18 protein-coding genes are annotated in these 18,378 nt (G+C 64.7%); 12 read left to right on the forward strand and 6 right to left on the reverse strand.

What is annotated here, in order from left to right; genetic code table 11:
- The first annotated feature begins 44 nt into the window (after positions 1–44).
- The 4 genes from IVB48_RS13090 (at position 45) to IVB48_RS13105 (ending at position 5,139) form a co-directional block, all read left to right on the forward strand.
- Positions 45–1,550 (forward strand): M81 family metallopeptidase, encoded by a 1,506-nt coding sequence (locus IVB48_RS13090; RefSeq protein WP_247400297.1) that lies wholly within the window; start codon positions 45–47, stop codon positions 1,548–1,550.
- Positions 1,551–1,563: 13 nt separating this feature from the next.
- A complete protein-coding gene (locus tag IVB48_RS13095) occupies positions 1,564–2,736 on the forward strand; it encodes a M20 aminoacylase family protein (protein WP_027567765.1) in 1,173 nt (390 codons plus the stop codon).
- Entirely contained in the window at positions 2,729–4,150 is a 1,422-nt protein-coding gene (locus tag IVB48_RS13100) for an amidase (protein WP_247400298.1), read from the forward strand. Before IVB48_RS13095 ends, IVB48_RS13100 begins: the two co-directional genes overlap by 8 nt.
- 98 nt (positions 4,151–4,248) lie before the next feature.
- Positions 4,249–5,139 (forward strand): crotonase/enoyl-CoA hydratase family protein, encoded by an 891-nt coding sequence (locus tag IVB48_RS13105; protein WP_247400299.1) that lies wholly within the window; start codon positions 4,249–4,251, stop codon positions 5,137–5,139.
- A gap of 105 nt (positions 5,140–5,244) precedes the next feature.
- Here IVB48_RS13105 and IVB48_RS13110 read toward each other — a convergent pair whose 3' ends face one another.
- Both IVB48_RS13110 and IVB48_RS13115 read right to left on the reverse strand, forming a co-directional pair.
- Complete coding sequence (locus IVB48_RS13110) at positions 5,245–6,222, reverse strand: NADPH:quinone oxidoreductase family protein (RefSeq protein ID WP_247400300.1); 978 nt, start codon at positions 6,220–6,222, stop codon at positions 5,245–5,247.
- Entirely contained in the window at positions 6,222–6,830 is a 609-nt protein-coding gene (locus IVB48_RS13115; protein WP_247362275.1) for a 2-hydroxychromene-2-carboxylate isomerase, read from the reverse strand. The genes IVB48_RS13110 and IVB48_RS13115 overlap by 1 nt, the downstream gene beginning before the upstream one ends.
- Positions 6,831–6,940: 110 nt before the next feature.
- On the opposite strand from IVB48_RS13115, the gene IVB48_RS13120 reads away from it, so the two are divergent.
- Positions 6,941–7,963 (forward strand): methionine synthase, encoded by a 1,023-nt coding sequence (locus IVB48_RS13120; protein ID WP_247400301.1) that lies wholly within the window; start codon positions 6,941–6,943, stop codon positions 7,961–7,963.
- Positions 7,964–8,038: 75 nt separating this feature from the next.
- Positions 8,039–8,194 (forward strand): hypothetical protein, encoded by a 156-nt coding sequence (locus IVB48_RS13125; RefSeq protein WP_247400303.1) that lies wholly within the window; start codon positions 8,039–8,041, stop codon positions 8,192–8,194.
- On the opposite strand, the gene IVB48_RS13130 is transcribed toward IVB48_RS13125, so the two are convergent.
- The 3 genes from IVB48_RS13130 to IVB48_RS13140 form a co-directional block, all read right to left on the reverse strand.
- Positions 8,191–8,808 carry a hypothetical protein gene (locus IVB48_RS13130; RefSeq protein ID WP_247400305.1) on the reverse strand — a complete coding sequence of 206 codons (618 nt, stop codon included), beginning with the start codon at positions 8,806–8,808 and terminating at the stop codon, positions 8,191–8,193. The genes IVB48_RS13125 and IVB48_RS13130 overlap by 4 nt on opposite strands.
- Before the next feature lie 107 nt (positions 8,809–8,915).
- Positions 8,916–9,443, reverse strand: coding sequence for a xanthine phosphoribosyltransferase (gpt, locus tag IVB48_RS13135; RefSeq protein ID WP_007602504.1), 528 nt, complete (start codon positions 9,441–9,443; stop codon positions 8,916–8,918).
- Positions 9,444–9,479: 36 nt separating this feature from the next.
- Entirely contained in the window at positions 9,480–10,217 is a 738-nt protein-coding gene (locus IVB48_RS13140; protein ID WP_247400306.1) for a molybdopterin-binding protein, read from the reverse strand.
- A 277-nt stretch (positions 10,218–10,494) separates the two neighbouring features.
- Between IVB48_RS13140 and IVB48_RS13145 the strand changes: the two genes are divergently transcribed.
- The 5 genes from IVB48_RS13145 to IVB48_RS13165 all read left to right on the forward strand — a co-directional run bounded on the left by IVB48_RS13145 (position 10,495) and on the right by IVB48_RS13165 (position 15,445).
- On the forward strand, positions 10,495–11,913 hold the full coding sequence (locus IVB48_RS13145; protein ID WP_247400307.1) for a circularly permuted type 2 ATP-grasp protein: 1,419 nt from the start codon (positions 10,495–10,497) through the stop codon (positions 11,911–11,913).
- Between the two features lie 4 nt (positions 11,914–11,917).
- A complete protein-coding gene (locus IVB48_RS13150; protein ID WP_027567757.1) occupies positions 11,918–12,862 on the forward strand; it encodes an alpha-E domain-containing protein in 945 nt (314 codons plus the stop codon).
- A gap of 68 nt (positions 12,863–12,930) precedes the next feature.
- Positions 12,931–13,779 (forward strand): transglutaminase family protein, encoded by an 849-nt coding sequence (locus IVB48_RS13155; protein ID WP_247362284.1) that lies wholly within the window; start codon positions 12,931–12,933, stop codon positions 13,777–13,779.
- Positions 13,780–13,901: 122 nt separating this feature from the next.
- A complete protein-coding gene (locus IVB48_RS13160) occupies positions 13,902–14,660 on the forward strand; it encodes a proteasome-type protease (RefSeq protein WP_027567755.1) in 759 nt (252 codons plus the stop codon).
- A gap of 26 nt (positions 14,661–14,686) precedes the next feature.
- Positions 14,687–15,445 carry an SDR family oxidoreductase gene (locus tag IVB48_RS13165; RefSeq protein WP_027567754.1) on the forward strand — a complete coding sequence of 253 codons (759 nt, stop codon included), beginning with the start codon at positions 14,687–14,689 and terminating at the stop codon, positions 15,443–15,445.
- A gap of 243 nt (positions 15,446–15,688) precedes the next feature.
- Here IVB48_RS13165 and IVB48_RS13170 read toward each other — a convergent pair whose 3' ends face one another.
- A complete protein-coding gene (locus IVB48_RS13170; protein WP_035961439.1) occupies positions 15,689–16,927 on the reverse strand; it encodes an MFS transporter in 1,239 nt (412 codons plus the stop codon).
- A gap of 158 nt (positions 16,928–17,085) precedes the next feature.
- On the opposite strand from IVB48_RS13170, the gene IVB48_RS13175 reads away from it, so the two are divergent.
- Positions 17,086–18,336: a nucleoside transporter C-terminal domain-containing protein gene (locus IVB48_RS13175; protein ID WP_247287185.1), complete on the forward strand. Its 1,251-nt coding sequence runs from the start codon at positions 17,086–17,088 to the stop codon at positions 18,334–18,336.
- The last annotated feature ends 42 nt before the right edge of the window (positions 18,337–18,378 follow it).

Genomic DNA, 18,378 nt, shown 5'->3' on the forward strand with positions numbered 1-18,378 from the left:
CACAGGGCTAACGTCGCGCACTTTCAATTGCTGGACTTGAGTTGATGACACGTATCGCCGTCGGCGGCTTCCTGCACGAGACCAACACCTTCGCTCCGACGAAGGCGACGTTCGCGGACTTCCAGCACGGCGGCGGCTGGCCGGCGATGACGCAAGGACCTGACGTGCTGAAGGTGATGCGCCGCATCAATGTCGGCCTCGCCGGTTTCGTCGACAGCGCCGAGGCCCTCGGCTGGGAACTCATCCCGACCATCGCTTGCGGCGCCAGCCCCTCGGCGCATGTCACCAGGGACGCCTTCGAGCGTATCGTCAAGACGATGGTCGACGGCATCGCAGCCGCCGGCCCGATCGACGCCGTCTATCTCGATCTGCACGGCGCGATGGTCACGGAACATCTCGACGACGGCGAAGGCGAGATTCTGGCCCGCGTGCGCCGCGTCATCGGCAAGGACATTCCGCTGGTCGCGAGCCTCGACCTGCACGCCAACGTCACGCCCGAGATGATGGAGCATGCGGACGCGCTGATCGCCTACCGCACCTATCCCCATGTCGACATGGCCGAGACCGGCCGTGCCTCCGCGCGACACCTCGCATTGCTTCTGAAGACAAAGCAGCGTTTCGCAAAGGCCTTCCGGCAATTGCCGTTCCTGATTCCGATCAGCTGGCAGTGCACCAACGACCAGCCGACCAAGGGCATCTACGAAAAGCTTGCCACGCTGGAGAGCGACGCGGTTCCGACGCTGTCCTTCGCGCCCGGCTTCCCCGCCGCCGATTTCCGTGATTGCGGGCCGAGCGTGTTCGCCTATGGCAAGACCCAAGCCGATGCCGACCGCGCGGCGGATGCGATCGTGAAGCTGATCGAAAGCCACGAGGACGATTTCGACGGCAAGATCTGGTCGCCCGACGACGGCGTCCGCCACGCCATGGAGCTTTCCAAGAGCGCGAGCAAGCCGATCATCATCGCCGACACCCAGGACAATCCCGGCGCCGGCGGCGATTCCGACACCACCGGCATGCTACGCGCGCTGGTACGCAACAAGGCGAGTGCTGCGACGGGCGCGATCTACGATCCGGCATCGGCGAAAGCCGCGCATGAAGCCGGCGTCGGCGCCACCGTGACGCTGTCGCTCGGCGGCAAGTCGGGCATTCCCGGCGACGAGCCCTATCGTGAGACCTTCGTCGTCGAAAAACTTTCCGACGGCCGCTTCATCGCGCCCGGGCCCTACTATGGCGGCCGCGAGATGGAGATGGGCCCGTCCGCCTGCCTTCGCATCGGCGACGTCCGAATCGTCGTGAGCTCACACAAGGCGCAGCTCGCCGACCAGGCCATGTACCGCTATGTCGGCATCGAGCCAACCGAACAGAAGATTTTGGTCAACAAGAGCTCGGTGCACTTCCGCGCCGACTTCGAGCCGATCGCGGAAAAGCTGATGATCTGCGCTGCCCCCGGCGCGATGCCCGCGGATACGGCTACGCTGCCGTGGACGCGCCTGCGGCCGGGCATCCGCATCAAGCCGAACGGCCCGATTTTCACTCCCTCCTCACGCTAACTGGACAGAACACATGCCCACGATCGACCGCATCGACGGCTATGCCGACGAACTCACAGCCATCAGGCGCGACCTCCACGCCCATCCGGAAATCGGCTTCGAGGAAGTGCGCACCTCCGGCATCGTTGCCGACAAGCTGAAGAGCTGGGGCATCGAGGTGCATCGCGGTCTCGGCGGCACCGGCGTGATCGGCGTCATCAAGGGCAAGGGTTCGAGCGGCAAGCGGATCGGGCTTCGCGCCGACATGGACGCGCTGCCGATGGAGGAGAACACCAATCTGAAATGGAGTTCGAAAATCCCGGGCCGCTTCCACGGCTGTGGCCATGACGGCCACACCACCATGCTGCTCGGCACCGCGCGCTACCTCGCCGAAACCAAGAACTTCGACGGCACAGTGCACCTGATCTTCCAGCCGGCAGAGGAAGGCCTCGGCGGCGCCCGCGCGATGATCAAGGACGGGCTGTTCGAGAAGTTTCCCTGCGACGAGCTCTACGGCCTGCACAACGCGCCCGACCTGAACCATGGCGAGATCGCGATCCTGCCCGGCCCCGCGATGGCCAGCGCCGACTTCTTCGATCTCCGCATCACTGGCTACGGCGCGCATGGCGCGATGCCCGAACGCTCCAAGGACGCTGTGATCATCGCGACCACGCTGGCGCAGGCGATCCAGACCATCGTCAGCCGCAACGTCGAGCCGCTGCAGGCCGCAGTCGTTTCGATCACGCAGATTCACGCCGGTTCCGCGTACAACGTCATCCCCGGCGAGGCGCATCTTTGCGGCACCATCCGCACTTTCTCGAAAGAAGTCCGCACCCTGATCAGCGAACGCATTCGCACGATCTGCGCTGGCATCGCGAGCGCCTATCAGTGCGTGATCGACGTCGACATCCGCGACACGTTCGATGTGCTGGTCAACCAGGTCGAGCAGTCCAAGGTGGTCGAAGACGTCGCGCGCACCATCGTCGACCCCGCCAACGTGATCACCCGTGCCCAGCCGAAGATGGGTAGCGAGGATTTCGCCGACATGCTGCAAACCATTCCGGGCGCCTATTTCTGGGTCGGCCACGACGGCTCGGTGCCCGTGCACAATCCCGGCTTCGTGCTCGACGACAAGATCCTGCCGATCGGTGCCAGCATGTTCGCCCGGATCATCGAGACCCGGATGCCGGTGGGTGCCCATGCATAAAAAGGGTGTCGAAGAAGAAGTCACCTCGCTGCACGATCTCTCCGCGGTCGATCTGATCGCGGGCTATCGCGCCAAGCAGTTCTCGCCGAGCGAGGTGCTGGAAGACGTGCTCGCGCACGTCGCCGCGTGGGAGCCGCACCTCAAGGCGCTCTATGCATGCGATCCCGACGGAGCGCGCGAGGCCGCGAAGGCCTCGACCGCACGCTGGTCCGGGGGCGAGCCGTCCGGAGCGCTCGACGGCCTGCCGGTGACTGTGAAGGACAACATCGCGACCAAAGGCGTGCCGGTGCCGCTGGGCGCGGCCAGCGTCAAGCTCGTGCCGGCCGAGAAGGACGCACCACCCGCGGCGCGCCTGCGCGAAGCCGGTGCGATCATCTTCGCCAAGACCACCATGCCCGACTACGGCATGCTGTCCTCGGGGCTGTCCTCTTTCCACGCGCTGGCGCGTAATCCCTGGGACCTCTCCAAAAATCCAGGCGGCTCCAGCGCCGGCGCGGGCGCCGCGGCCGCGGCCGGCTATGGCCCGCTGCATCTCGGGACTGATATCGGCGGCTCGGTCCGCCTGCCTGCGGGCTGGTGCGGCCTCGTCGGACTGAAGCCGAGCTTTGGACGCGTGCCGATCGATCCCGCCTATGTCGGCCGCGTCGCCGGTCCCATGACCCGCACCGTCGACGATTGCGCGCTGATGATGAGCGCGATCGCGAAACCCGACCGGCGCGACGGCACGAGCCTGCCCGCGGAGCCCCTCAACTGGAAGGGGCTGGAGAAATCCCCGCGCAAACTCCGCATCGGATTGATGCTCGATCCCGGCGTTGGCCTGGCGCTGGAGAAACCGGTGCGCGAGGTCGCTGTGAAGGCGGCGAAAGCGTTCGAATCCGCAGGGGCCGTCGTCACCGAAGTCGACGGCATCCTCACGCGCGAGATGCTCGACGGCCTCGACAACTTTTGGCGCGCACGGATGTGGGATGATCTGTCGAAGCTGACGCCCGCCGAACAGGCAAAGGTGCTGCCCTACATTTTCAAATGGGGCGAGTCCGGCGCGAAGCTCTCGGGCGTCGACGTCATCCGTGGTTTCAACCAGACCATGGCAATCCGCGCGGCGGCATCAAAGCTGTTCTGCGAGCTCGACTATGTGATCTCGCCGACCGCGCCGAACGTGAACTATCCGGCGGAGTGGGCCTCGCCGACCAACGATCCCATGAAGCCGTTCGAGCACATCGCCTATACCGTCCCGTGGAATATGTCGGAGAACCCGGCGATCTCCATCAACGGCGGCTTCGACGCCAAGGGTTTTCCCATCGGCGTGCAGATCGTCGGCCGCCGCTTCGACGATATCGGCGTGCTCGGCATGGCCAAGGCTTTTGAGAGCCTGCGCGGGCCACAGAAGCCCTGGCCTAGCCCGCCGGCGAAGTAGAGCCTGGCCACCAAACGCCCAGTCCGCACAAGACGGACGCTGGCGTTCATGCATGACGTCTCTTAGAGACAGAATTCAGGACAGGGAAGGAAACCACCATGGCGTATGAGATGATCAAATACGATGTCGCCGAGCAGATCCTCACCATCACGCTGAACCGGCCCGACAAGCTCAACGCCTTCAACGCGCAGATGCAAGGAGAGCTGATCGACGCGTTCGACGCAGCCGACAAGGACGACGACGTCCGCGCCATCATCGTCACAGGCGCCGGTCGCGGCTTTTGCGCGGGCGCAGACCTTTCGTCGGGCGCGGATACGTTCGATCGCGACGCCCGGCGCGGGCCAGTGAAGCGCTTTGCCGATGGCAAGGTCGACTACAGCGATTCCCAGGTGCGCGACGGTGGCGGCCAGGTGACATTGCGCATCTTCAAATGCCTCAAGCCTGTGATTGCCGCGGTAAACGGACCCGCGGTCGGCATCGGCGTCACCATGCAGCTCGCGATGGACATCCGCATCGCCTCCGACGCCGCGCGCTTCGGCTTCGTGTTCTCCCAGCGCGGCATCGTGCCGGAGGCCGCCTCGAGCTGGTTCCTGCCGCGCATCGTCGGCATCTCGCAGGCGCTGGAATGGTGCTATTCGGGCCGCGTCTTCCCGGCGCAGGAAGCCCTCGCCGGACGCCTCGTCAGCAAGGTCGTAGCTCCCGATGATCTGCTGCCGACCGCCCGCGCGCTCGCCAAGGAATTCGCGGCGAAGACGGCACCGGTGTCGGTGGCACTGATCCGCCAGATGATGTGGCGCATGATGGGCGCCGACGATCCGATGGAGGCCCACAAGGTTGACAGCCGTGGCATCTACGCCCGCGGCCGCTCGGACGATGTGAAGGAAGGCGTGGTGTCGTTCCTGGAGAAGCGCCCGGCTCAGTTCAAGAACAAGGTGTCGAGCGACATGCCGGATTATTTCCCGTGGTGGACGGAGCGAGAGTACAAGTAAGGCATCGTAGGGTGCGCAAAGCGAAGCGTGCCTACCATTCTTGTCACGGCTGCCGATAAATGGTGGGCACGGCGCTCACGCGCCTTTGCCCACCCTACGACACCGTCACTCCATCAACAACGCCACGCGCCCGATCGCCTTGCGGTCGAGCAACAGCCGCATCGCCTTCGCAACCTCCTGCAGCGGCAGGCGGTGCGAGACGTTAGGCCGGAGCTTGCCCTCTTCGGCCCATTGGAGCAACGCCTTCAGCCTGCTCTCGCCGAGCGCGGGATTTTTCCGTACCGCTTCGCCCGCTCGCACGCCGAGCACGCTGGCACCCTTGATCAGCAGGAGATTGGTTTTCGCCGAGCCGATGCCGCCGGTGAAGCCGATCACCAGCAGCCGTGCGCCCCAGGCGATGCAACGCATCGAATTCTCGAACACTTCGCCGCCGACGGGATCGAACACGACGTCGGCACCGCGACCGTCGGTGATCCGTTTGACGGCATCACGAAACGGCTCGCGGTCGTAGCGCACGAGATGATCGGCGCCCCGCATCTTGGCGATCGCGAGCTTTTCGTCGCTGGACGCCGTCGCGATCACGGTCGCACCCAGCATCTTGCCGATCTCGACGGCAGCAAGACCCACGCCCCCGCCGGCGCCATGCACCAGCAGCACCTCGCCCGGCTCGAGCCGGCCGCGGTCGATCAGCGCGTGATAGGCGGTGCCGTGCCCGGCGAGATAGGTCGCGGCTTCCGCATAGTCGAACGTCGATGGCATCGGCGTGAGCTGCGACGGGATCACCACGGCTTCATCCGTGAAAGCGCCGTGCCGCATCTTGACGATGACCTTGTCGCCGACGGCGACGCCGCTCGCGCCCGCGCCGACCTCGGTCACGTCGCCGGCTGCCTCCACGCCCGGCGTGAACGGCAGCTCCGGCTTGAGCTGGTATTCGCCGGCCGCCATCAGCACGTCGGGAAAATTCAGGCCGGCGGCACGGATCGCGACGCGGACTTCGTCCGGCTTCAGGTCGCGCGACGGAAACTCTTCAAGCTGCAATTTTTCGGGCGCGCCGAGCGCGCGGCAGACGACAGCCCGCACCATCAGGCCGCGCTCGCCTTGCCGCGCAGCAGCGCCTCGCGGATCAACGGCAGGCGGTCATTGCCGAAATACATGTCGGTCTTGCCGACGAAGATCGTCGGCGAGCCAAAGCCGCCGCGAGCGACGACTTCTTCGGTGTTGGCCTTGAGCTGATCCTTGATCCCCTGCCCCGAAATGCCCGCGAAGAATTTCTGCTCGTCGACGCCCACCTTCCTGCAGATCTCGGCGAGCACCGCGTCCTGCGAAATGTCCTTGTCCTCGCCCCAATAGGTCTCGAACACCGCCGTGGCGAAAGGCACCGAGTCCTGTCCGAGCCAGATGCAGCCGCGCATCGCTTTCACGCTGTTCACCGGAAATACCGTCGGCGGCATCTTGATCGCGAGACCGGCCGAGCGCGACCAGTCGGCAAGGTCCTTTTTCATGTAGCGCGCCTTCAACGGCACCGGTGTCTCACGCTGCGCATAGACACTTGGGTTGACCGTATTGAAGATGCCGCCCACCAGGATCGGCCGCCAGACGATCTCCGCGCCAACCTCCCTGGCCAGCGGCTGGATGTTGTGGAAGGCGAGATAGGTCCAGGGGCTGGAACAGTCGAAGAAGAATTCGATCATGGCGTTTCCGGTCCGGCGCCGCCGGTTTCAAGGCGACTTTTGTTGTTCTGTACCTCGACGTTAAGACATGGCAGGAAGGGGCGCAATCATAACCCGCCGTGAGGGCCGCCATGCTGTTTCCAACCACGATCGCCGGCTCCTTGCCGAAGCCGGAATGGCTCGCCGAGCCCAACATGCTCTGGGCGCCCTGGAAGTCGCAGGGCGAGGAGCTTGTCCGCGCCAAGCGCGATGCGACGATGCTTGCCGTCAAAGTCCAGGAGGATGCCGGCATCGACATCGTCACCGAGGGCGAGCAGGCCCGGCAGCATTTCGTCCACGGTTTCCTGGAGAAGATCGAGGGCATCGACTTCGCCCACAAGGTCGAAATGGGCATCCGCAAGGATCGCTACAAGGCGATGGTGCCGCAGGTCGTCGCCCCGCTCCGGCTGAAGAGCCGCGTCCACGCCGACGAGGCGCGCGTCGCCCGCGCGCACACGAGGAAGAAGCTCAAGTTCACCCTGCCCGGCCCGATGACCATCATCGACACCATTGCCGATCGCTACTATGGCGACCGCGTCAAGATGGCATTTGCGTTCGCCGAACTCCTGAACGAGGAAGCCAAGGCGCTGCAGGCCGACGGCGTCGATCTCGTGCAGTTCGACGAGCCCGCGTTCAACGTCTACATGGACGAGGTCAACGACTGGGGCATCAAGGCGCTGGAGCGCGCCGCGCAGGGCCTGACCTGCGCCACCGCCGTGCACATCTGCTACGGCTACGGCATCAAGGCCAACACCGACTGGAAGGAAACGCTCGGCGCGCAATGGCGGCAGTACGAGCAGATCTTTCCCGCGATCGACGCCAGCCCGATCCAGCAGGTCGCGATCGAGTGCCGCAACTCGAAGGTACCGCTCGGCCTGCTCGCGCTGCTCAAGTCCAAGATCGTGCAGGCCGGCGTGATCGACGTCGCCAGCGACACGGTCGAGACCGCCGAGGATGTCGTGCAGGTGATCGACGCAGTGTCGAAATTCGTGCCCAAGAGCAACATCATCGCCACCACCAACTGCGGCATGGCGCCGATGCGGCGCGAGATCGCCGAAGCCAAGCTGATGGCGCTCGGGGCCGGTGCCGCGCTGGCACGCGAGAAGCTGGGTTAAGGCTGTGACCGATCCGCTTTCGTTATTGCGACGCTTGCGGCGATCGCGCTGCCGGCGCGCGGTGAGGATCGCTCGGTGCTCCTCACCTGCGAGGCGATGGTGGAGCGGCCATCGAGGGATGCGAATGCCGCCAGCGAAGCCGAGCTGACACGCTGCCGCCAAGTGATCCACGAATGGGCGTTGCGCGATGCGCGGACAAGTGCGGATGAAGACGGCAAGCCGCTGCGCTAGCTGCGTGCGGTCGGATGCAGCACAGGCTGATATCCAGCGATGATCGCGCGCAAGGTGGAAGGCGGCGTCAGCAACAGCGGGTGATCGAGGGCGCTGCTATGCGGGGCGTAGCCCGCGGGTGACCACAGCAGCGTCCTGCCCTGCGCGACGAGGAAGCAATCATCGCCCTGTTGGACCATCGCGCCGTCCGGCAATTCCACGAGCGGCCTCGGCAGCGCATGCAGCCGTTTCTTGCCGCGATCGAGCCGTTCCCGATGCAGTACGGCATCCATCGCCTTGGCGCTGATGCCGCTTGCACTGTTGCCCGTCTCCCATGCAACGCGAAAGCGCTTGGCATCATCGCGGCGGCAGAAGAAGCAGGGACGGTGGCCTGCGGCAAAGGCCGTGGCTTCGTCAAGAAAGAACAGCTCGGTCCAGCTCCGTCGCGCCATAACCGGCCGCCGCCAGCCGCGGAATTCACACAGGCAAACGATCCAAGCCGGCGACGACCAGCGCTTTTTCAATAGCGTCTTGGTCGCGGGATCATGGATGATGCCGCGGTTACCGGTGAACAGGCCGCGGTGCGGCATCGCGATGATCTCGCCGGTCGGCGTGACGCGGTTTTGCAGGGGCATGGTCGCCTCCGCCCGTCATTGCGAGGAGCGAAGCGACGAAGCAATCCAGACTGTTTCCGCGGACACATTTCTGGATTGCTTCGCTGCGCTCGCAATGACGGCGATAATCACGCCGCTCCGTCGCGAAGCGGCGGGTGATAGGACAGCGCGGTGTCCCAGGGGAAGAAGATCCAGGTGTCCTGCGAGACTTCCGTGATGAAGGTATCGACCAGGGGACGTCCCTTCGGCTTGGCGTAGACGGTGGCGAAATGCGCGTCGGGGAGCATCGCGCGCACCAGCTTGCCGGTCTTGCCGGTATCCACGAGGTCGTCGACGATCAAAAGCCCCTTGCCGGTGCCGCCGCCGAGCTTCATCACGTCTTCGGAAATGCCCTTCAGCACTTTGAGGTCGCCCTGCTTGTCGTGGTCGTAGCTGGCGATGCAGACCGTATCGATCACGCGCACGCCAAGCTCGCGGGCCACGATAGCGGCCGGCACAAGGCCGCCGCGGGTGATCGCGATCACCGCATGAAACGGACCAACCTCATTGAGCCGCCAGGTCAGTGCCCGGCAATCCCGGTGGAACTGGTCCCACGAGACCGGAAAGGGGCGGCCCGCCCGTTCCTCCGCACTTAATTCCGGTGCTTCACCAGCCATCGTCGTCTCCTGCTTCGTCTGCCGGCAGCTAGGTTGCTAGCGGGTGATGTTCAATCCCGCCAGCATTTCCTTCACCGCCGCCATTGCGGCTGCGAGCTTGTTCGCATCGCGCGAGCGCACCACCAGATTGGTGTTCGGCTTCTGCTCTTCATCCATGAAGGGATAGCTGCCGATGATGGTGTCGGGATGTTGGGCGGCAATCGCCCGCAGCGGGCTGCCGATGTCGCCTTCCCGCGCATTGGCGCGGACCGATTCGGAGAGCATGCGCACGCCCGATTTCAGCTTGGGCGAGACGATGTCCATCATCGCCTGCATGATCGAGGGCACGCCCGCCATCACGATGACATTGCCGATCTTGAACCCGGGGGCGAGGATGGTGGCGCTCTGGATCAGCTCGGCACCATCGGGAATGCGGGCCATGCGCAGGCGGGCCTCGTTGAGGTCCTGCTCGCTCCAGCGCTCGCGGAAACGGGCGACCACCTCCGGGTGATGGTCGATCCCGACGCCGAACGCCTTGGCGACACTATCAGCGGTGATGTCGTCATGGGTCGGCCCGATGCCGCCGGTGGTGAAGACATAGGTGTAGCGATGCCGCAGTGCATCCAACGCGGCAATGATGTCGGGCTCGTCGTCGGAGACAACCCGGACCTCCTTCAGGTCGATGCCGATATTGGTCAGGTATTCGGCGATGAAGCCGATGTTCTTGTCCTTGGTCCGGCCGGACAGGATTTCGTCCCCAATAACCAGAATACCCGCCGTGACGATCTCGCTCATACCTCAAGTCCCTCACCTGTCGGCCCGACTTTGCCGAGGTAACGCGTTGAAGTCACGCGCTTTTGCTGCCGAAATAAGCAGTCCTCAGCCATTTTTTCAGGCAAGCCGCCGGCCATCCCCGGCAAATGTCCTCTCCCCATGCTTATCGCGCTGGCCCGGCCCTTGCTACCGCATGAAAGTCATGCACTCTTGCCGCATGGCCAGGACGTTGCGGTCTTCACCAAGGCCTCGCGGCCTGTCGAATGGCGCAACGCCTTGCGGAGACAAGTCGGGATCTATGGCAGTCGCGTTTGATGAAATGAACATTCCCAGTGGGGACCTTCGCCCCGCCTATCAGGAGCTGGCGCGCTGGCTCAAGGAGACGCCTCCCGAGGCGCTCGAATATCGCCGCCAGGAGGCCGAGCTCCTGTTCCGCCGCATCGGCATTACCTTCGCGGTCTATGGGGACTCCGAGTCGACGGAGCGCCTGATCCCCTTCGACGTGATCCCGCGGATCATGTCCGGCAAGGAATGGTCGCTGCTGGAGAAGGGCCTGAAGCAGCGCGTGCGCGCGCTCAACATGTTCCTGCGCGACATCTATCACGGCCGCGACATCCTCCGCGCCGAGATCGTGCCCGACGACCTCATCTTTCAGAACCCGGTCTTCCGCCCGGAGATGAACGGTCAGCAGGTGCCGCACGACGTCTACGTGCACATCGCCGGCATCGACATCGTCCGGGTCGATGCCGAGGACTTCATCGTGCTGGAGGACAATGCACGCACGCCCTCCGGGGTGTCCTACATGCTGGAAAACCGCGAGATCATGATGCGGCTGTTTCCGGACCTGTTCGCCCGCCACAGGGTGGCGCCGGTCGAACGCTATCCGGACGAGCTGCTATCCGCCTTGCGCTCGGTGGCGCCGCAAAGCGCCTCCGGCGAACCGACCGTCGCATTGCTCACGCCGGGCGTCTACAACTCGGCCTATTACGAGCACTCCTTCCTCGCCGACAAGCTAGGTATCGAGCTGGTCGAGGGCCGCGACCTCATCGTCAAGAACAACGAAGTGTTCATGCGGACGACCGAGGGCGTGAAACGGGTCGACGTGATCTACCGCCGCGTCGACGACGACTACCTCGATCCCCTCACCTTCCGGCCCGACTCCGCGCTCGGGGTGCCCGGGCTGATGTCGGCCTATGCGGCCGGCAACATCACGCTTGCCAACGCCGTCGGCACCGGCATCGCCGACGACAAGGCGATCTACTCCTACATGCCGGACATCGTAAAATTCTATCTCGGCGAGGAGCCGATTCTGAAAAACGTGCAGACCTGGCGCTGCCGCGAGCCGAAGGATCTCGCCTATGTGCTGGACCATCTGAGCGAACTCGTCGTGAAGGAGGTGCACGGCTCCGGCGGCTACGGCATGCTGATTGGTCCTGCCGCGACCAAGGCGACGATCGAGGCTTTCCGCGAAAAGCTCAAGCGCGAGCCCGAGGGCTTCATTGCGCAGCCGACGCTGGCGCTCTCGACCTGCCCGACCTGCACGGCATCCGGCCTGGCGCCGCGCCACGTCGACCTGCGGCCGTTCGTGCTCACCGGCAGCAAGAGCACCACGATCGTGCCCGGCGGGTTGACACGCGTTGCCCTGAAGGAAGGCTCCCTGGTGGTGAATTCGAGCCAGGGCGGCGGTACCAAAGATACCTGGATCCTGGACGAGTAGAGAGATGCTGTCGCGTACCGCCGAAAACCTCTATTGGCTCGCCCGCTACGTCGAACGGGCCGAGTATCTCGCGCGCACCATCGATGCGACGCTGCGCGTCACCGCGCTTCCCGCCGCCTATATCGGCAAGACCAACGAATGGGACTCGGCGCTCTTGACCGCCGGCGTCGCCGCAAGCTTCTATCAGCAGTACGAAGAAGCCAACGAGCACAACGTCGTCGATTATCTCTCGTTCTCGGCGGACAATCCGTCGTCGATCAGGAATTGCATCGAGGCGGCGCGGCTGAATTCGCGCTCGGTGCGCACAGCGCTGACGAGCGAGATGTGGGACACCATCAACTCGGCCTGGATCGAATTGCAGGAGGTCTGGAGCAGAGGGACCTCAACGCGCGAGGATCTCGCAAAGTTCCTGCGCTTCGTGCAGGAAACCTCGCTGCGCTTCGACGGCTCGGCCTACCGGACCATGTTGCGCAACGACGCGTACTGGTTCTCGCGGATGGGCCTGCATCTCGAACGCGCCGACAACACCGCGCGCATTCTCGACGTGAAATACCATGTGCTGCTGCCCGAGGAGGAGCATGTCGGCGGCCCGCTCGATTTCTACCAGTGGACCTCGATCCTGCGCTCGGTTTCGGCACTGACGGCCTATCACTGGGTCTATCGCGAAACACTGAAACCCTGGCTGATCGCGGATTTGCTCATCCTCAACGATTCGCTGCCGCGTTCGCTCGCAAGCTGCTACGGCAATCTGGTGCGCAATCTCGATCAGATCGGGGTCGCCTATGGCCGCCAGGGCCCGGCCCAACGCCATGCCCGCGGCATCCGCAACCGGCTGGAACACAGCAATATGAACGACATTTTCCAGCATGGCGTGCATGAATTCATTCAGGAATTCATCTCGGACAATTCCAGACTGGGCGAAATCATCACGAAGCAGTATTTGATCTGATACTGCTGTCATTCCGGGGACGCCCGCAGGGCTAGCCCGGATCGATGACGCGACAACAACGGTCCACCATGCGCCTGCGAATCCTGCACACCACCACCTATCGCTACGAGCCGCAGGCCACGAGCGTGATCCAGATCCTGCGCATGACGCCCGGCAGCCATGACGGGCAATATGTTGCGGAGTGGCAGATCGACGTGTCGACCGACACCAAGCTCGACACCCACGAGGACGCGTTCGGCAACGTCACCCATGTCCTGTCCTGCGGACCGGTCGGCGACATCAAGATCACCGCCGAGGGCCTGATCGAGACCCACGACACCGGCGGCGTTCTCCGCGGCGCCGATGAGCGCTTTCCGGCCGGCATGTTCTTGCGCGCCACCGACCTCACCACAGTCAATCCGGCGATGCATGCGGTCGCGCGCCAGCTGCGCAGCGAGGCCGAGAGCGACACGCTCGGCTTCCTGCACACGCTGATGACGCAAATCAGCGATCACATGACGTTCGACGAGGACCCGACCAACAGCGGCACGTCGGCGGCGGAAGCGTTCACGCTCAAGCGCGGCGTCTGCCAGGACTACGCGCACATCTTCATCGCCTGCGCCCGCAGCGGCGGCGTGCCGGCGCGCTTCGTCTCCGGCCATTTTCTGCGCTCCGACGGCACGGTGCATCAGGACGCGGGCCATGCCTGGGCAGAGGCCTATGTCGACGGTCTCGGCTGGGTCGGCTTCGATCCCGCCAACAGCATCTGCGCCACCGACGCCCATGTCCGCGTCGCGATCGGGCTCGATTATCTCGGCGCAGCCCCCGTGCGCGGCACCCGCTATGGCGGCGGCGCGGAGACGCTGTCGGTGACGGTCAAGGTCGAGCAGGCCGGCCGCGGCGGCCAGTCGCAATCGCAGTCCCAGCGGCAGAGCTGAACCGCGCCAAGCAAGCCCCTCGCCCGCGCACAGCTCCACCCTGCCGCCCCTCGGCAATCGGGGGTTGGAGCGGCCCTTGAAATTGGCTAGTAATTCCGCGCAAACGCGTTCGGGGACTGGAAATGACCTATTGTTGCGGAATTCTGGTTCGGGACGGTCTGGTGATGATCGCCGACACCCGCACCAATGCCGGCCTCGACAACGTCTCGACCTTCCGCAAGCTCCACATCTTCTCCAAGCCCGGCGACCGCATCATGGCGATCGCCAGCGCCGGCAACCTCGCGATCAGCCAATCGGTGCTCTCGACGCTGACCGAGGGCCTCGAAGACCCCAACACGGGTGAGATCGAGACGCTGATGAACGCGCCGACCATGTTCCAGGCCGCCCAGCGCATCGGCCGGGCGATCCGGGCCGTGCACGCGACCGAAGGCCCGGCGCTCAAATCAGAGGACGTGTCGTTCGATGTGTCCTTCCTGTTCGGCGGCCAGATCAACGGCGCGCGCATGCGACTGTTCATGGTCTACACCGCCGGCAATTTCATCGAATGCACCACCGACACGCCCTATTTGCAGATCGGCGAGCACAAATACGGCAAGCCGGTGCTCGACCGCGCCATGCATTACGACGTCGAACTCTACGAGGCGCTGAAGACCGGGCTGATCTCGATGGATTCGACCATGCGATCGAATCTCGGCGTCGGCCTGCCGATCGACGTGCTGGTGGTGCGCGCCGACGCCTGCGAGGCCGATCTCAATCACCGCATCGAGGCGGGCGAACCCTATTTCCACGATTTGCGCTCGCGCTGGTCGGCGGCCTTGCGCGCCGCGCATCAGAACATTCCGCGGCCGCCCTACAAGAACGAAAAAGAATCCAAAACCTGACAGCTCAAGAGAAAAGGCAGGAAACGATGAGTGAAGCGAAAAAGATCGCAGTGGTGACGGGCGCCGGCACCGGAGTCGGGCGCGCGGCGTCGCTGGCCCTGATGAACACAGGCTTCACCGTGGTGCTGGTCGGGCGCCGGCCCGACATGCTCGAGGAGACGGCCAAGCTCGGCCCCGCGGGGAAAAGCCTCTGCGTCACCGCCGACATGACCAAGCCGGACTCGATTGCCGCGCTGTTTGACAAGGTCAAGGCCACCTACGGCCGGCTCGACGTGCTCTTCAACAATGCCGGCATGGGCGCGCCGCCGGTGAACTTCGAGGATCTCAGCCTCGAGCAGTGGCAGGCGGTGGTGAACACCAACCTCACCGGCCCGTTCCTGTGCACCCAGCACGCCTTCCGCATCATGAAGGACCAGACCCCCCGCGGCGGCCGCATCATCAACAACGGCTCGATCTCGGCGCATGCGCCGCGGCCGTTCTCGGCCGCCTACACCTCGACCAAGCACGCCATCACCGGCCTGACCAAGGCCTCCAACCTCGATGGCCGCATGTACGACATCGCGGTCGGCCAGGTTGACATCGGCAATGCCGCAACGCCCATGACCGACCGCATGGTCAACGGTCCCGGCGTGCTGCAGCCCGACGGCACGTCGAAGCAGGAGCCGCGCATGGACGCGAAAGCGGTGGGCGACGCCGTCGCCTACATGGCCGGCCTGCCGCTCGATGCCAACGTGCTGACCATGACCGTCATGGCAACCAAGATGCCGTTCGTGGGACGGGGCTGAATAAAAAACGCGAAAACAACCCCATGCACAGTAGGCGGCATGGGGTTGCGGCCTCGCTCCGCAAGCGGACGTGAAGTCGGCTAAATCTCCGCACTGCTTCAACAATCGTCATTGCGAGCGCAGCGAAGCAATCCAGACTACCACTGTGGCAAGATTCTGGATTGCTTCGTCGCACCAGCGCAAAATTGCTTCGCAATTTTGTCGCGGGCTCCTCGCAATGACGGGGAGAGAACGAGCGAGCTCCTACTCCAAGCTTTCCACCTGCCGCAGGCTCGGGAACAGCTTCATCCACAACAGCGCCACCGCGACCGTGCAGACGCCGCCCAGCACGGCTGCCGGCATGGCGCCAAACAATGCGGCGGCGACCCCGCTCTCGAACTGGCCGAGCTGGTTCGAGGCGTTGATGAAGAGGAAGTTCACCGCACCGACCCGACCGCGCATCTCGTCGGGGGTCGCGAGCTGCACCAGCGAGAAGCGGATCACGACGCTGATCGTATCGGCCGCGCCGAGAACGGCGAGCGCGAGCACCGACAGCCACATCCAGGACGACAAAGCGAACACGATTGTTGCGACGCCGAACACGATCACGGCCTGAAACATGCGCAGGCCCACGTGCCGCGAAATGGCGTGACGGGCCAGCACCATGGTCATCAGCAACGCGCCGACCGCAGGCGCGGCGCGCAGGATCCCGAGCCCCATCGGACCGGTCTGGAGGATGTCGCGGGCATAGATCGGCAGAAGCGCGGTGACGCCGCCGAACAGCACCGCGAACAGATCGAGCGAGATGGTGCCGAGGATCGCCGGATTGCTGCGGATGAAGCGGACGCCGGCGAAGATATTGTCGGCGCCCGCGATATCCTTGGCGATCGCCTGCGGGCGCGGCCGGATGAAGCCGGTCAGAATCATCCCGAAGATCCAGAACAGAACCATCACCGCGTAGGCGAGATGCGGCGCAACCGCGTAGGCAAAACCGCCGAGCGCCGGCCCCGTAATAGTCGCGACCTGCGCCGCTCCGCTGGAGACGGCGGTGGCGCGCTGGAGCGAGCCCTGCGGCGCGATCGCCGGCAGCAGCGCAGCAGTGGTCGGACTTTCGAAGGCCCCGGCAATGCCCAGCACGAAGGTCGCCACGAAAATCTGAACTTCGCTGACCAGGCCGAGATAGGTGATGACGCCGAGATAGAGCGCGGTCGCGGCTTCCACGAGCTGGCAGAGCTGGACCACGCGCTTGCGCTCGTAGCGGTCGGCGGCATGGCCGGCGACGAACACCAACAGCGCCGTGGGCAGGAATTGCACGAGGCCGACCATGCCGAGGTCGAAGGCCGAGCCGGTGAGATCGTAGATCTGCCAGCCGATCGCGACCGCCGCAATCTGGCTGGAGAAACGCGACAGGCTGCGCGAGAGCAGAAAGAACAGGAAGGCGCGATGGGAGAGGAGCGCGCGGGCACTGACCGGCGGGTTTCCCGATATTGGCTGGTCTGGCATCGCCTGTTCGGTCACCCTCGGACTATCCGGCTCCTGATGTCGACGTGCTCCGCGTGGCTGACGCGGACCTGCTTGTCAACAGCGGGACGCTCCGACAATCTCCCGGCATTGCGTTTGCAACGCAGGGGTGGCCATAATCATCGGGGTTTGGGGACATCATGCTGCGGCTGCAATCGGCACTCGGCGTTTTCGCATTGCTGTTGATCGCCTTGGTCCTGAGCGAGAACCGCCGCGCGGCCTCGCTGCGCCAGGCGGCGATCGGCCTCGTCGCCACCTTCGTCACCGCGATCGTTCTCCTGAAGGTGCCTGTCGTCGCGCGCGCCTTCGGTGCTATCAACGACGCCGTGGGCGCGATCTCGGCGGCCTCGCGCGCCGGCTCCTCTTTCGTGTTCGGCTATGTCGGCGGCGGTCCCCTGCCCTTCGATCTGAAAGCACCGGGTGCCGATTTCGTCCTAGCATTCCAGGCGCTGCCGATCGTGCTGGTCATGAGCGTGCTGACGACGCTCTTGTTCTATTGGCGCATGCTGCCGCCGGTCGTGCGCGGCATGGCCTGGCTGCTGGAGCGGACGCTCGGCGTCGGCGGCGCGGTCGGGCTCTCGACCGCCGCCAACATCTTTCTCGGCATGGTCGAGGCGCCGCTGTTCGTGCGGCCTTATCTCGCGCAGATGACCCGCAGCGAGTTGTTCCTGGTGATGACCGGCGGCATGGCCGGCATCGCCGGCACGGTGCTGGTGCTGTATGCGACGCTGCTTGCTCCCCTCATTCCCGACGCAGCCGCGCATTTCGTCATCGCGTCGGTGCTGGGCGCGCCGGCCGCGATCCTGGTTAGCCTCATCATGGTGCCCGAGACATCGGACAAGCACACCGGCGGCGCGCTGGAGGCTCCCGAGATGGAGGTCTCAGGCACGATGGATGCGATCGTGAAAGGGACCGGCGCCGGGATCGAGCTGCTGATCAACATCGTCGCCATGCTGCTGGTGCTGGTGGCGCTGGTCTATCTCGTCAATGCGATCCTCGGCCTGCTGCCGGATATCGGCGGCGCCGCGATCTCGTTGCAGCGCCTGCTCGGCCTCGTGATGGCGCCGGTATGCTGGCTGATGGGATTGCCGTGGGACCAGGCGATCACCGCCGGCAGCCTGATGGGCACGAAAACCGTCCTGAACGAGCTGATCGCCTATGTCGACTTCTCGAAGCTGCCGCCCGGCACGCTCGATCCGCGCTCGCGCCTGATCATGCTCTATGCGATGTGCGGCTTCGCCAATTTCGCCAGCCTCGGCATCATGATCGGCGGGCTCGGCGTGATGGCGCCGGAACGGCGCGAAGAAATCAACGCGCTCGGGCTGAAGTCGATCGTGTCGGGGACGCTGACAACGTGTCTGATGGGAGCGGTGGTGGGTGTGCTGGCCTAGGCTCTCTCCGCTCGTCATTGCTAGCGCAGCGAAGCAATCCAG

The sequence above is a fragment of the Bradyrhizobium sp. 76 genome, from assembly GCF_023073025.1.
Lineage (GTDB): Bacteria > Pseudomonadota > Alphaproteobacteria > Rhizobiales > Xanthobacteraceae > Bradyrhizobium.